General features: G+C 72.3%; 5 protein-coding genes. All 5 read right to left on the reverse strand.

All coding sequences use genetic code 11. The features are described from left to right. Positions 1 to 112: 112 nt before the first annotated feature. The 5 genes from ACFT41_RS14230 to ACFT41_RS14250 all read right to left on the reverse strand — a co-directional run bounded on the left by ACFT41_RS14230 (position 113) and on the right by ACFT41_RS14250 (position 14,238). Complete coding sequence (locus ACFT41_RS14230) at positions 113 to 3,481, reverse strand: beta-L-arabinofuranosidase domain-containing protein (RefSeq protein WP_377585398.1); 3,369 nt, start codon at positions 3,479 to 3,481, stop codon at positions 113 to 115. A gap of 124 nt (positions 3,482 to 3,605) precedes the next feature. After that, on the reverse strand, positions 3,606 to 4,232 hold the full coding sequence (locus ACFT41_RS14235) for a hypothetical protein (protein ID WP_377585400.1): 627 nt from the start codon (positions 4,230 to 4,232) through the stop codon (positions 3,606 to 3,608). Between the two features lie 42 nt (positions 4,233 to 4,274). Continuing rightward, positions 4,275 to 7,445, reverse strand: a complete 3,171-nt coding sequence (locus ACFT41_RS14240; RefSeq protein WP_377585403.1) for a family 43 glycosylhydrolase — start codon at positions 7,443 to 7,445, stop codon at positions 4,275 to 4,277. A gap of 68 nt (positions 7,446 to 7,513) precedes the next feature. Beyond that, a complete protein-coding gene (locus ACFT41_RS14245; RefSeq protein WP_377585406.1) occupies positions 7,514 to 12,250 on the reverse strand; it encodes a discoidin domain-containing protein in 4,737 nt (1,578 codons plus the stop codon). Beyond that, complete coding sequence (locus ACFT41_RS14250; RefSeq protein ID WP_377585409.1) at positions 12,247 to 14,238, reverse strand: glycoside hydrolase family 127 protein; 1,992 nt, start codon at positions 14,236 to 14,238, stop codon at positions 12,247 to 12,249. Before ACFT41_RS14250 ends, ACFT41_RS14245 begins: the two co-directional genes overlap by 4 nt.

The following is a 14,238-nucleotide window of genomic DNA, read 5'->3' on the forward strand; positions in this document are numbered from 1 at the left end:
CCCTCCCTTTTTTTTTTTTTTTGGGGGGGGTTTTTTTTTTTTTAAACCCCCCCGGGCCCCCCCGGGGGGGGGGGGGGGGGGGGGGGGGGGCCCCCCCCCCCCCCCGCCCGGCCTAGCCGCAGCTGGTCGCGCCGTACGGGGCCGCGACGTGCATGGTCACCGGCCTGCCCTCGACCGTCCCGGTGACCCGGACGAGCGCGGTGTCGGCCGCCACCGACGCGGCGCGGGCCTTGAACGTCTGGTAGGCGGTGACGCCGGGGGCCACGCCGGTGACCGTCCGCGAGCCGTACGGGGTGATCAACTCGATGGTGAGCGGCACCCGGTCGGCGTTGCGGGCGCTGACCGAGAGGTAGCCGCTGCCGCCGGCGCACCGGGTCCGGGTCTCGACCTCGACGTCCCACGCGGGGGCCGGTTCGAGTTCCCGGTCCGCCTGGTCGGCGCGCGCGACGACGAGCGCGCGCTCCGCCTCGGTGAACAGGCCCGCCGCGACGAACGCCTGGGCGATCCGGGCGACCGCCGCGACGAACCGGGCGTGGTCGGCGAAGGGCGCCTCGTCCCAGAGCAGGTCGAGGAAGGTGGGGCCGTCGTCGCCCGGGGACACGACGCCGGTGACCGGGATGTCGTAGTTCGGCAGGTTGTCGTCGCGCCTACGGTTGGGCACCCCGGTGTCGATCGACCCGAACACGACCGTCGGCTCCACCCGCCGGAAGTACGACGAGGCGGGCTGGTTGTCGGCGATGTGGTACGGCCGGAGCGGGAACCCCTGGGCGGTGAAGAGCGGGTCGCCCGCCGCCGTGGCACCGGCGGGGGTGATCGCCGCCCGGCTGTAGTCGCCATCGCGCTTGAGGTGGCGGTACAGGGACAACTCCCGGTAGTTGCCCTGCCCCGGGTTGCCGAGGATCTGCAGCAGCAGCGGCCCCCAGAAGATCGCCTGGGTGTCGGGGCGGTCCAGCGCCCGCTCGATCCGGATGCTGAACGGCATGCGGATCTCGACCCGGTCCCCCGGCTGCCAGCTGCGGCTCACGGTCAGGTAGCTGCCGGGCCGGGCGTCGACCTGCTGGGCCTCGCCGTTGACCACGACGGAGAAGCCCCTGCGCGCCCAACCCGGCACCCGCAGCTTCAGCTCCAGCGGGCCGCTGCCGTCGACGACCAGCGTGCTGCGGTCCTCGCGCGGGTAGGCCGTGGACTGGGTGACGACGAAGCCCTTCTCCGCCCAGTCCAGGGTGGACGGGGCGTACAGGTTGACCCAGAGCGTGCCGCCGTCGGCCGACTTGAAGTAGATGGTCTCCTGGTACTTGGTGTGGTTCTCGACCCCGGTCCCGCCGCAGCAGGTGCCCGTGTTGCCGTAGCTGCGCACCGTCCCCGGGGTGAGCGGCTGGAAGTAGGTCACCTGGGGGTCGGCGACGCTCGTGGTGTCGGCCCGCGAGCCGAGGATCTGGTTGAGCAGGCCCCGCTCGTAGTAGTCCAGGTACGCCGGGTCCTGCTCGTGCAGGAACAGGTTACGGGCCAGCTTGATCAGGTTGTACGTCGTGCAGGTCTCCGCGCCGCCCTGGGCGATCGAGTTGGCGATGTTGCCCCGGTTCTGGAACAGCTCGGTGTTGTTGTTGGACCCGGGATAGTTGCCGCCGGTTCCCCCGTGGGCGTACGTGCGGTGCGGCACCACCATGCCGTAGAAGTTCTTCGCGGCCTGGAAGTACTCGGCCTCCCCGCTGTGCTCGTAGACGCGCAGGTAGCCGACGAACTGCGGCACGTGCGAGTTGGCGTGCAGCCGGTCCGGCCGGCGGCGGCCGGGGTTGGTCTGCGCGGTGGTGACGAGGATGTCGCGGTTGGCGACGCAGGCGCCGAAGAGCGACTCCCGGTTGTCGAAGAGCTTGGCCGTGGCGAGGTGCCGCGCGTCGCCGGTGAGCGCGTAGATCTCGGGGAACACCTCGTTGGCGCCCCCGGTCTCGCCGGCGATGTAGAGGTCCCACATGTAGTTGAGGTTGTCCCGGGTGATCGGGCCGGTGTAGTCAGGATGCCTCTTGTCGCCGACGGTGAGCGCGAGGTGCGCCCACTCGGCCATCCGCACCACGACGTCGAGGGCCTTGCGGTTGTCGGTGTGGTAGTAGGCGTCGAGCAGGCCCCGCATGATCTTGTGCTGGGTGTACCACGGGGCCCAGGTGTTGGTGTCCGCGTTGCTGCCGTAGACGGCCCACCTCGGCGGCCCGAGCCGCAGCACCGCGTCCTCGGGGATCGCGCCCAGGTAGCCCGGATGGGTGGGGATCCAGAGGGTCCCTGGGCCGCTCTGCGCCGCCACGACGCCCCCGTCGCGCCCGTTCGGCGAGGAGTCGAGGATCGTCGACCCGCCCGCCTCCTCGAACCGGTACCAGGCGATCGAGCCGCCGCCGGTGCTCCCGGCCGCCGAGGTCACCAGCGACTGCACCTCCGCCTGGCTGAGCGCCCGGTCGAAGACCTGAAACTCGTCGACGGTGGCGTCGAGGTACGGGTCGCCGTACTGCGACCGCCCGATCCAGCGGTTGCCGGGGTTGCCGAGGCTGGCCGGGCTGAGGGTCATGGCCGCGTTCCGGCCGGCCTGCTGGCCGTCGACATACAGGGTGCCGGTGTTCTGGTGCAGGGTGACGGCCAGGTGCACCCACCGGTTGGTGGGCAGGGCCGCCGTGCCGTCGATCCGCTGCTCCCCGCCGCTGCCGCCGACGGTGATCGCGAACCTCGGCACGTTGCCGGTGACCCCGGCGCGCGGGGTCAGGAACATGTTGACCGCCGTGTTCTGCCCGAAGTCGAACAGCCGGCTCCAGCTTCCCGTGCCGGCCAGGTTCACCCATGCGGCGATGGTGAAGTCGGTGAGCTGGCTGATCGCCTCCTGGGGCAGGGTCACGAACTGCGCCCGGCTGGGGCCGTTGAGCCGCAGGCCGGCGCCGAAGCGTCCCGGCACCCGGTCGATCGGCGGCTCCCCCGGCTCCGGGTCGCCCGGGTCGCCGGCACCCATCCGGGCGGTGATCGCGGCCTGACACGCGGCCAGCTCGTCGACCATCCAGTCGAGCTTGCTCTTGAAGACCGGCTCGCCGTGGTCGGCGTACCCCTGCGCCAGGGCCGTCAGGAAGTGCCCGGCCCAGTGGCCGCTGAGCAGCCCACCGTCCTCCCACCCGCCGGGCACGGCGACGCCCGGCGGGTTGGGCCGCCCGGCCTGGTCGTTGAACAGGACGAGGAACCGCCGCTCGTCGAACTGCCGCAGGTAGTCCTTCGTCCGGTCGCGCTTCTCCTGGAGCAGTCCGTCACCGAGCGTCACGTCGCGCAGTGGGAACGGCCGCACCGGGGCGGTGCCGCCAGGGCCGGGATCCGCCGGGAGCGCGCCGGGAGCGGTCGGCCCGGCCGCCGTCGCTGCCGCCGGGAGCCCGCCCGCGGTGGCCGCCGCGGCGACACCGAGGGCGGATGCCTGGAGAACGTGGCGTCGGCTGACGGGCAGCCGGTCGAGTTCGGCCATGCGGGTTCGTCCTTCCGTGGTGGCGCCGGTCACGGGTCCCGCGATCGGCGCGGCGGTGGGTGGCGCGGGATGGGTGGCGCGGGGTTGCGGTGGGGGCCGTGGCGACACGGCCCCCACCCCGGGGCTACTCGAACAGCGACAGGGTCAGCGTCGAGGTGTAGGAACCGGCGGCCACGTCCGCCGGCGACCGCAGGAACAGCTCCGCGTCGACGGAGTACGCGTCACCGGCCACCGCCGCGGAGTCGAACGCCGAGACCAGCAGCTCCTGGTCCACCAGGCCCACGTTGTTGCCCGGCTGGGTCGGCTCGTCGAGGACGGTGACGACCTCCTCGCCCTCACTGACCAGGCCCGATTCGTCGCCGTCGACCAGGCGCGGCTTCCAACCCAGGTGACCGGCGCCGATCGGGGCCTGCCCGGCGTCGCCGACGAAGTCGGTGGCGCTGCCCAGCACCGCCCAGGCGGCGTTGTCGGGCACCTCGTCGGGCGTGCGGGTGTCGGTGACCGTCACCGTCGGCAGGTTGCCGACGAACTGGCGCACCAGCAGCGTCGAGCCGTCCTCCGACAACGCCACCGAGTCGCCGGCGATCGACAGGGCGAGCACCCCCGGCTCGTCGATCTCCTCGATGTCGACCGTCACCGTCACGTCGGCGTCGTCACCCGGCGCGGCCGGTGCCGGCGACTGCGCCGCCACCACCAGCAGGGCGCCGACCGCGCCCGCCGCGAGCAGCCGCTTGCGATTCCATGTGTTCATTCGATGCTCCGTTCGGTGTCTTCGTCAGGTGGGGCGGCGGGCCTAGCCGGCGCAGGTGATGCCGGCGTGGCCCGCGGTGAGCACGGTGGTGACGGGCTTGCCGTCGAGCGATCCGCTGACGCGGACGGTCGCCGATCCCGCCGGCACCGAGGCCGTCCGGGTGGCGAACGACTGGTACGCGTTCGCCCCCGGCGCGACGTCGGCGTACGCCCGCTCGCCGTACGCGGTCTCCAGGGCGACGTCGACCGGCACGTCGTGGTCGTTGCGCGCCTGCACCGCGACGTACGCCCGGCCGGCGAGGCAGCGGGCCTGCGCGGTGACCGTGGCGGGCAACTGCGCGACACCGGCGTCGTCGGCGATCACCCGCCACTCCGTGACGGCGACCGCGGAGTAGGTGTCGCCGTTGCCGTTGGCCCGGATCGTGGCCCGCACCCGGGACGTGGTCACGGGATCGAACGAGACGGTGTTGAAGGCGGTGGTGCTCGTGCCGTAGGCGGACGCCCCGGTCACGTCCCGCCACGCCGCGCCGGCCTCGTCCCAGTACTGCAGCACCCACCCGTCGGGCTGGGCGACGCCGTTGCCGGTGCCCTGGTCGCTGTCCCGCCAGAACTTCAGCTCCGTGCCGGTGATCCGGACCGGCCGGGCCCAGTCGTACTGGACCCACTGGGTGGCCGGGCGGGTGCCCGACCAGGTGCCCCAGATCTGCGCCTGGCTCGGGTCGGCCGGGTCGGCGTCGTCGTTGAGCGCGGTGACGCTGTTCCAGCCTGCGGTGTAGGAGGCGGTCGGCGTGGCGATCGGCCCGATGTTGCCGGTCAACCCCCCGGACAGGTCGGCCGGGATGGTGACCGTCCTGGCGGTCTCCACGTTGCCGGCCACGTCGAGCGCCCGGTACGACACGGTGTGCCGGCTCGCGTCGGGGGCCGCGACGGCACCCGTGTAGATGGTCCACGCGCCGGTGTCGACGGCGTACTCGATCCGGTCGACCCCGGAGGTCGCGTCGGTCGCGGTCACCGTGACCGCCCGGGTGGTGCCGCCAACGGCCGCCGTGCTGACCGGCGCGGTGGCGTCGATGCGTACGGCGCGTTCCGCCGGTGCCGAGACGTTGCCGGCGCGGTCGGTCGCGGTGGCGGTGGCGGTGTGCCGGCCGTCCCCGGTGACGGTGACGTCGACGTACCGTACGTCGGTCGCCACGACCGGCTCGCCGTCGTCGACGCGGGTGGAGATGGTCAGCCGGCCGCCCCGGTCGTCGACGCCGGAGGCCCGCACCCGCACCGCGGACCGGAACCAGTCGGCGCTGCCGGCGCTGCCGCTCGGCGTCAGGGTCAGCGTCGGCGCGGTCTCGTCGCCCTCGACGTCGTCCGGGGAGATGACGGTGACCGTCGCGGAGATCCGGCCCGCCGCGTAGCCGAGCACGGTGCCCGCGACGGTGAGCGTCCCGGGCGCGGCGACCTGCTCCGGCGTCACCCGGTCCCAGAAGACCGGCACCCGCAGGGTCTCGGCGCCGAACGGCACGGCGACGGTGTCCGGCAGGTCGGTCTCGCCCACCTCCACGGTCACCGCCGGCGCGGCGACCGCGTCCGGCGGCTGCGCGGCGAGGACCTTCCACTCCTCGACGGCCACGGCCGAGTAGGTGCTGCCGTTGGTCGAGGCGTCGAACACGGCCCGGACTCCGGTGGTGGTGACCGGGTCGAAGGTGGTGTTCTGGAAGCCCTGCGTGCCGGTCGGGTAGCCGCTCGGGTTGGGCACGTCGGCCCACTGCCCGGTGCCGAGGTTCCAGTACTGGACGCGCCAGCGGGCGGGCGCGGCGACGCCCGCGCCGGTGCCCTGCGGCTGGTCGTTCCAGAACTCGATCTGCGAGCCGGAGATCCGCATCGGCTGGTCCCAGGTGTACTGCACCCACTGCTGGGGCGGGTTGTTGCCGGTCCAGGTGCCCCACATGTCCGGCGGCAGCGGGTTCGGCCGGACGATCTCGTCGTTGAGCGCCTTCACCCAGTACTGGGTGGGCACCGGGTCGTTGGAGACGGTGACCCGGGCCTCCTGGGCGATGTTCGGCCGGGGAGTGAGGTCACGCCCCTTGGCCGGCGTCGGCGTGCCGGGCTTGATCCGCGGCGGGGTCTGGGTGTCGTCCCACTCGACCGGGTCGATCGCCACCGAGCGGCGGAAGTGGCCGCCGCCCACGGCGTCGGCGGTGTGGTACGTGAGGTACCACTTGCCGTCGAACTCCAGGACGCCCGGGTGGCTCGTCGTGGAGGAGACCGGCCGCAGGAAGGTCCCCCGGTAGGTCCACGGCCCCTCCGGCGACGACGCCGTGCCGTAGGCGAGGCAGGCGTGGTAGTTCGCCGGGGTGCACGGCGAGGTCGGGCCGGCGTTGTTGCCGGCGTACGCCAGGTAGTAGGTGCCGTTGCGCGTGAACGCCCATGCGCCCTCGAAGAAGCCGGTCAGGCCGGTGACGGTGCGCGGCGTGCCGATCGGCGTCTTCATGTCCTGGCCGAACTCGAGCATCCGCAGCTGGCCGAACGAGCCCCACCAGACGTACACCCGCTGGTGGGGGGCCTCGCCGTCGATCAGGATCGTCGGGTCGATGTTGTGGATGGTGTTGGCCGTCGGCACCCGCTGGGAGACGATCGGCCCGCCGGCGTGGTCGGTCCACGGGCCGGTCGGGTTGTCCGAGACGGCCACGCCGATGGCGAACTTGTCGGACGCGGGGCTGTCCCGCTCGTGGATCGGGACGTACCAGTAGTAGCGGCCGTCGACGCCCCGGACGACCTGGCCCGCGTACGCCCGGCCGGGGGTGGCCCAGGAGAAGACCTGCTCGGGGCGCATCAGCGACGGGAAGTGGGTCCACTGCCCCGAGGAGACGTCGGTGGTCCGGAACGCCCCCCACTCGTTCATGATGAAGTCGTTGGTGGACGGCCCGGCCTCGTCGTGGCCGGTGTAGATGTAGAGCTGGTCTCTGCCGGTGTCGTTGCCGGGCGCGCCGGCGGGCACGACGACCGGCGCCGGGTCGGCCGAGTAGTAGCTGCCGTCGCCGAGGATCGGGTTGACGGTGTTGGTGACGGTGTTCGACGGGGGTTCGGCGGCGTGGGCCGGGGCGGGGCCGGCCAGGCCACCGACGACGAGCCCGGCGACGGCCGCCACGGCGACCGCCCGGCGGAACCGGCCCGCCGGCCGGCGCGACGGCGGGGCGGCGGCGCGCCCCACGGTGGTGCTCACGGTGTCTGTCTCCTCGTTCGGGGAGGGGTGGTGGCGGCGCCGCTGCCGACGCCGCCACCACGGGAGGGCTAACCGCAGGTGAGCGCGCCGTACGGCGCGGGAATCTCGGCGGTGACGGCCTTGCCGTCGACCGCGCCGGTGACCTTGACCGTCGCGGTGCCCGCCGGCACCGACGTGGCCCGGCTGTTGAACGCCTGGTAGGCGGACTTGCCGGGGGCCACGTTCGTCACCGTGCGCGACCCGTACGGCGTGATCAGCTCGATGGCGAGCGGCACGCCGTCGGCGTTGCGGGCGGTGACGGCCACGTACGCCCTGGTGCCGGTGCACTGGGTGCGGGCCTGCACCTCGACGTCCCACGCCGGGGTCTGCCCGGGGTCACCCACGGTGAGGGTCAACGTGGTCCGGGTGGCGCCCGCCTCGCTGACGTACGAGGGCAGGATCAGGTCGCCGATGATGGTGTAACGACCGGGCGTCCTGACGATGGTCTCGTCGAAGTCCCAGTCGACCCCGATGGCCTGGTTGTCCCGGGAGCCGTCGTTGTAGGAGACCTCCACCCTGGTCGGCAGGTACGGCAGTTCGCCCACGTCGACGGACTGTTCGAAGGTCTCGGCGCCCTGGATGGAGATGCCGCCGTCGGACATCTCCGGCCGCACGTAGACGCGGGCCTCGGCGATCAGGCCGTACGCGTCGTTGGTGCCGTAGACCACGAACGGGTCCACGTTGGCCTCGGCGACCTGCGCGGGCGTGATCTCCTGCCAGTTGAACGCGACGGTGCCCCGCGCGCCGCTGGCGTAGACCGCGTCGAGGGTGGCGGGCAGGGTCGGGACCTGACCCACGCCGGTGCGGACGAGCACCGGCGAGCGCACCGAGTCGACGGTCTCGCCGTTGGCTCGCCAGCGCAGCACGCCGGTGCCGGCCCCGCCGCCCATCAGGCCCCAGATGCGGATCCGCAGGTGGCTGGCGGTGATCGGCTCGAACTCCAGCCGGTTGTACTTGTCGGTGGCCAGCGCGTCGGCGTACGCCGACCCGGTGGCGAGCTTCACCGGCGTCCAGGTGGTGCCGTCGGTGGAGCTTTCCACGACGTACGTGGTGGCGGTGGGGCGGCGGGTGCCGCCGTTGTCGTCGTACCAGTAGATGTCGGTCGACGACAGCCGCACCGGCGCGGTCCAGCGGTACTGGATCCACGCCTCCCGTTCGGTGCTGGTGCCGTTCTGGGTCTGTCCCCAGTTGCCCCAGCCGTTGCCCGCGCCCGGGTTCGAGCTGGCGGGGGTGGTGGCCTCGTTGACCCGGGAGTGGTTCTCCCACGACGCGGTGCCGCTGGTGCTGATCGTCGCCGAGGCGCCGAACTCGGCGCTGACGTCCCGCTTGGCGAGGGTCACCGCCACGGTGGCCGTCGACCGCTTCGCGCCGTCGTCGGCGAAGAACCGGAACACGTAGTCGCCGGCGACGGTGCCGGTGACCCGGGTGGCCAGCGCCTTCGGGTCGGCGAAGATGACGCCCGCGCCCTGCGGCGCGGAGACGGTCTCCCAGCCGAAGGTCAGCTCGCTGTCGTAGGGCACGCCGTCGTCGGCGGCCGTGCCGACCAGGCGGGTGGACAGGTTGCCGTCGGCCGAGCCGTCGCGGGTGGCGGTGACGGCGGGGGCCTGGTTGGTGACCTCCGGCACCTCGCGCCCGGAGTCGTACACCTGGACCTCGGAGATCGCGGTGAAGAAGGTCGGGTTGTTGGTGAACGCGATGCGCAGCTTGTCTGCGGTGACGGTGCCGAACAGCGCCTCGTTGAACTTCGCCGACGGGACGGTCGGGTTCTTGAACTGGCCGGGCACCTCCTTCCAGCCGCCGTTGCCGTCGGGCACCTGGACCCACCAGCGGGCGGGCTCGCGGTAGCCGCCCGCCTGCCGGTCGCTGACGAAGAACGCCTTGACGTTGTCGAAGGACTTCGCCGCGCCCAGGTCCAGCTCGACGTAGCCGGTGCGGTCGGTGGTGCCGTAGTTGCCCCAGTACGGCTCGTTGGCGGTGACGCCGTCGGTGACGGCCGCCAGCGACACGGGCCGCTCGGTCTCGGCGATGGCGCCGGGGGCGTAGTTCATCGAGGTGCTGTTCCAGCCGGGGGTGTGGAACTGCCGCCACGGCGTGGGCCGCACGCCCTGCTGGGTGTACGACGAGGCGAGCTGGGCGCCCTTGGCCAGGTTCGGCGCGTCCTCGGTGAGGTCGACGCCGGCCGTCTTCAGGTAGGACACGACGCGGTCGTCGGCGATCGGGGTGTCCACCGCGCTGGGCAGGTCGGCCCCGGTGGCGGCGGTGAAGGTGACGGTCACGCCCGCTGCGGCCTGCACCTGGTTGGCCTTCGGGTCGTAGGTGAGCTTGCCGAGCTTGTCGGTGCTGACCTTCTTCGCGCCGTTGATGAACAGGCTGTAGCCGGCACCCAGGCCGTACTCGCTGCCGTCGGGGTCCCAGACGATGGTGACGTCCTGGCCGTGGTAGCGCAGGTTGTTGACCATGAAGTGGTCGTAGCCGAAGTCGATCGGCCACAGCTCGATCTTGTCGTCGGAACGCGGCTGGAGGCCCGCCATGTCCTCGACGAGGATGTAGTTCATGTTGCCGAGCATGACGTGGTTCGGATTGTTGCGGTTGTAGGTCTTGGTGTCGGGGTTCCAGTTCGAGTAGTACTCGGCCTGGTTGGGTGCCCGCAGGTCCGCGTTGGGGTAGACGCTCCAGGCCATCCAGTCCAGCAGCCGCTTGGCGTACGCCGGGGTGACGTACTTCTGCTCCGGGTCGTAGTGGCGCAGGGCCGACCGGACGCCGCGGTACTGCACGGTGAAGTTGATGTTGGAGAAGTTGTTGGAGCCACCGATGCCGTAGGCGGCCCGGTCGTACTGGTTGGCGGTGTAGAACGGGAAGATCGGGAAGTTGTCGCCGTAGGTCAGGAAGCGGAACCCGTCGACGTACTTCTGCCACTGGTCGGCGGGGATGAGGTTCTCGGCGTAGATGTCGTAGAGGTTCGACTCCTTGGCCGGGATGAGGGTGCGCGCCGACTCGGGCAGCGGGTTGGGCCGGCCGTTGGCGCTGGCCGCGCTGGTGGCCCCGTGCGACGTGCCGGCGAGGAACATCCGGGTGTCCGGGCTCCACAGCCGGGTCAGGATCGCGTCGCGGACCTCGTCGGCCCTGGCGCCCATCTGGTCGGCCTTGGCCTGGTCCGCGCCGGAGAGCTGGTAGAGCTGCCGGGCGGCGTCGAGCGCGCCCCACACGTACGCCGACTCGGGACGTTCGATGGTGCGCGCCCCGGGTGCGCCGGCGTTGGCCTTGGGGTAGCCGAAGGTGATCGCGTCGGCGTCGTTGCCGGGCATGTAGTTGGTGTCGTAGGCGATCAGCTTGTCGTTGTTGCCGTCGTAGTGTTCGAGCTGGCCGACGCCGTCGCCCTCGAAGTAGCCGGCGAACTTGCGGGCGATCTCCCGGCCGCCGCCGTGCACGTTGTACGCCTCGAGCCCGGCCGTGCCGAGGTACTGCGAATAGTGGTTGTTCCAGCTCGTGTGCCCCGGGCTGTCCAGGAAGGCCGACGAGCCGGACAACTCGCCGATGTTGAGGATCTGCCCGTACGGCAGGTACGGGGTGCGCAGCCACTTGGTGTCCTGCAGGTGCATCGGCTGGGTCAGCGCGACGGCGTTCTGGTATAGGTTCACCCCCTCGATCGTCGTCGGGTACTGGTAGACGTGGCCGGACGCGTTGGCGTCGAGGGTGTTGTAGCGCTCGCCCCACCAGCGGTAGACGATCGCCTTCTCCAGTGCCGGGTCGGGCACGTCGATGTAGGGGATGTCCTGGGCCCAGCGGCGGTGGAACTCGGTGATGCCGGTGCGCACGGCGGCGACCGCCGGCAGCTCGGCGTACTCCTGGAAGCTCGCCACGGTCTCGGGCAGCGTCGCCGAGGAGACCGCGCCGACCACCGACAGCGACACCGTACCGCCGGCCGGCACGGTGACCTCACGGTCCAGGTTGGTCCCGCTGCGGGTGAAGCCGGCGCCGGTGAGGTCGACGCGGATCGTGTCCCAGGCAGTGTCGACGAGTCCGTTGTTGGCGCCGCTGGTGATGGTGCGGGTGCCGGTGAGCGTGGCGTCGCCCGTGCCGGCCTGGGTGGCCAGCGGGGAGGCGGCGCGGACGGTGAGGGCGGCCGCCGAGCCGCCGGGGTTGGTGAGGCTGATCGCGGTGACCGCGACGTTGTCGTACGTGATGAACTTGGTCAGGTCGGCGGTGACGCCGGTGGTGCCGATCGTGTAGCGGCTGCGGGCGTGGCTCGGCGCGTTGAACCGGTTCGCGTTGACCTCGGTGACGGTCTGCCCGGGCACGGTCACGGTGTAGAGGTTGCCGAGGTTGTTCGGGCCGCCCACGAACGCACTGCCGGCGAAGCCCATGACGGTGAAGTTGTTGTTGCTCGCGCCGCGCATGTACAGGGAGCGGCCCCGGGTCATCAGCACCGTCGAGCCGAGCGTCCCGCTCACGCCGAGGACGCGGTCGAGGTGGTAGTCGGTTCCGCCGGCGGCGAGGTCCTTGTCGAAGATCGACTGGTGCATGCTCCCCGCGGTGAACGGCACGCCGGGCTTGAGCTGGTCGGCGACGTCGCCGACGTTGGCGTAGACCGGGTCACCGATCTCCATTGCGTGGTTCTGGCCGTTGGTGTAGACGCCGACGTCGCCCTCGTTGCCGGGCAGGACCGGACTGGCGGCCCGGACGGGGGACGGTATGGCGACCGTCCCCACGACCAGCGCGGACAGGGCGGCCCACAGGGGCCCCCTCCGCACGCGTCCAGGGGTCATGGTGTCTCCTCATTGTTGTTGTTAGCGTTAACACCCCGTGTGTTCCCGGCCGGTCCCGGATCCTCGGGGCCGGTGGGGAGCCAGACGCGCATCGTCGAGGGGCCCCGGTTGGCCCACGCGTGGTACGCCACCAGCGCCACGTCGTCGAGCAGCTCGCCGGCCGCCGGCGTCACCTCGGCCGGGTCGCCGCGGTAGGGCCACCCGTGCTCCGCCGGGCGCACCCGTACGCAGCGCACCGTGACCCGCCCGTCGGGGGCCAGGCGGGGCGGGTGGCCGGTGTCGACGCGGAGCTCGTCGACACTCCCGCCGCCGGGCACGTCCACCGACTCCAGGGCGTACACCAGCGGACCGCGCTCCACCGCGACGCAGCCCCGGACGGCGTCGATGCGGGTGTCCGGGTAGCTGAACCGGGGCGCCATCGGCAGGGACAGCACGACCTCGTCGCCGCTGCGCCACGCCCGGTGCTCGGTGACGTAGCCCGGGCCGACCGGCCGGGTGTGTCCGTCGACGGTCAGCGTCGCGCCAGCGGTCGCCCACCCCGGCACCCGCAGCGACAGTGACCACGGCAGGTCGGCATCGCCGTCGACGTGCACCCGGATCTGACCGTCGTGGGGGTACCCGGTCGCGACGCTCACGCTTACGTCGCGCCCGTCGGCGAGCCGGTGGGTGACCGCGCCGGGCAGGTACTGGTGCAGGTGCAGCCCCGCGTCGTCGGCCGTGGCGACGTACGCCGTCAGGCTGGCCAGGGTGCGGGCCACGTTGGTGGGGCAGCAGGAGACCTCGAACCAGGGGGCCCGCAGCGAGGCCGCCGCCCGCAGGCTGGGCCGGTCGGGGTCGGGCCGGGTGCCCAGCTCGCGGCGGTGCAGGGTGTTCGTGTAGAAGAAGCTGCGCCCGTCCGCCGCCGGAGAGGTCGACACCACGTTGAACAGCGTCCGCTCGATCAGGTCGGCGTAGCGGGGGTCGCCCTCGGCCAGCAGCAGCCGCCACGCGAGCATCACCGAGCCGATCCCCGCGCACGTCTCCGAGTAGGCCCGGTCCGGCGGCAGCACCCAGTCCTCGCCGAACGCCTCGTCCTGGTGCCGGGAGCCCTGCCCGCCGGTGACGTAGGTGCGACGGGTCACCGTGTTCTCCCACTGGTGGCACATCGCCTCCAGCAGGCTGGCGTCCTTCAGCTCGACGGCGACGTCGACCGCGCCGGCGGCGAGGTAGTTCGCCCGTACCGCGTGGCCCCGCAGGGCCGTCGCCTGCCGGACCGGCAGCTCGTCCTGGAAGTACTCCCGGCCGAACTCCACGTCACGCAGCCGGCCGTGGCCGCGGCGGTCGACGAACAGGGCCGCCTGGTTGAGGTAGCGCTCCTCACCGGTGGTCCGGGCGAGTTCCACCAGCGCCACCTCGATCTCCGGGTGGCCGCAGACGCCGTCGACGCCGTCCGGCCCGAACGTCTCGCACACGAGGTCGGCGACGCGGCGGGCGGCTCCGACCAGCCCGTCGTCCGCGCCGGGCCGGGTGCGGGCCCGGGCCACCGCCGCCTGGATCAGGTGACCGGCGCAGTAGAGCTCGTGGCCCCACTCCGGATCCGACCAGCGGGGCGCCTGCCCCGGTCGGCCGAAGTTGGTGTTGAGGTACCCGTCGGGCTCCTGCGCCACCACCACCCGGCGCACCACGGCGCGGAACCTCGACTCCAGGTCGGCGTCGCCGGTGCGGCCGATCTCCCAGGCCATCGCCTCCAGGAGCTTGTAGACCTCCGAGTCGGAGAACTCACGACCCCGGCGTTGCCCGGACACGTCCCCCCGGGCGGCGAGGTCGAAGTTGCGGATCCACCCCTCCCGCTCGAGCCAGTGCTCGATGTGCGCGAGGGTCGCCGCCGCGTTGATCGACTGACGCTCGGCCCAGAAGCCGCCCGTGACCCGCACCGCGTCCAGCCCGAGCGGCCGGAGCCGGCCCCGGGCCGGCAGGACGGGTGCGGCCGTGGGTGCGGTCCCGCTCAT

Source organism: Micromonospora sp. NPDC057141 (assembly GCF_042670805.1).
GTDB lineage: Bacteria > Actinomycetota > Actinomycetes > Mycobacteriales > Micromonosporaceae > Micromonospora.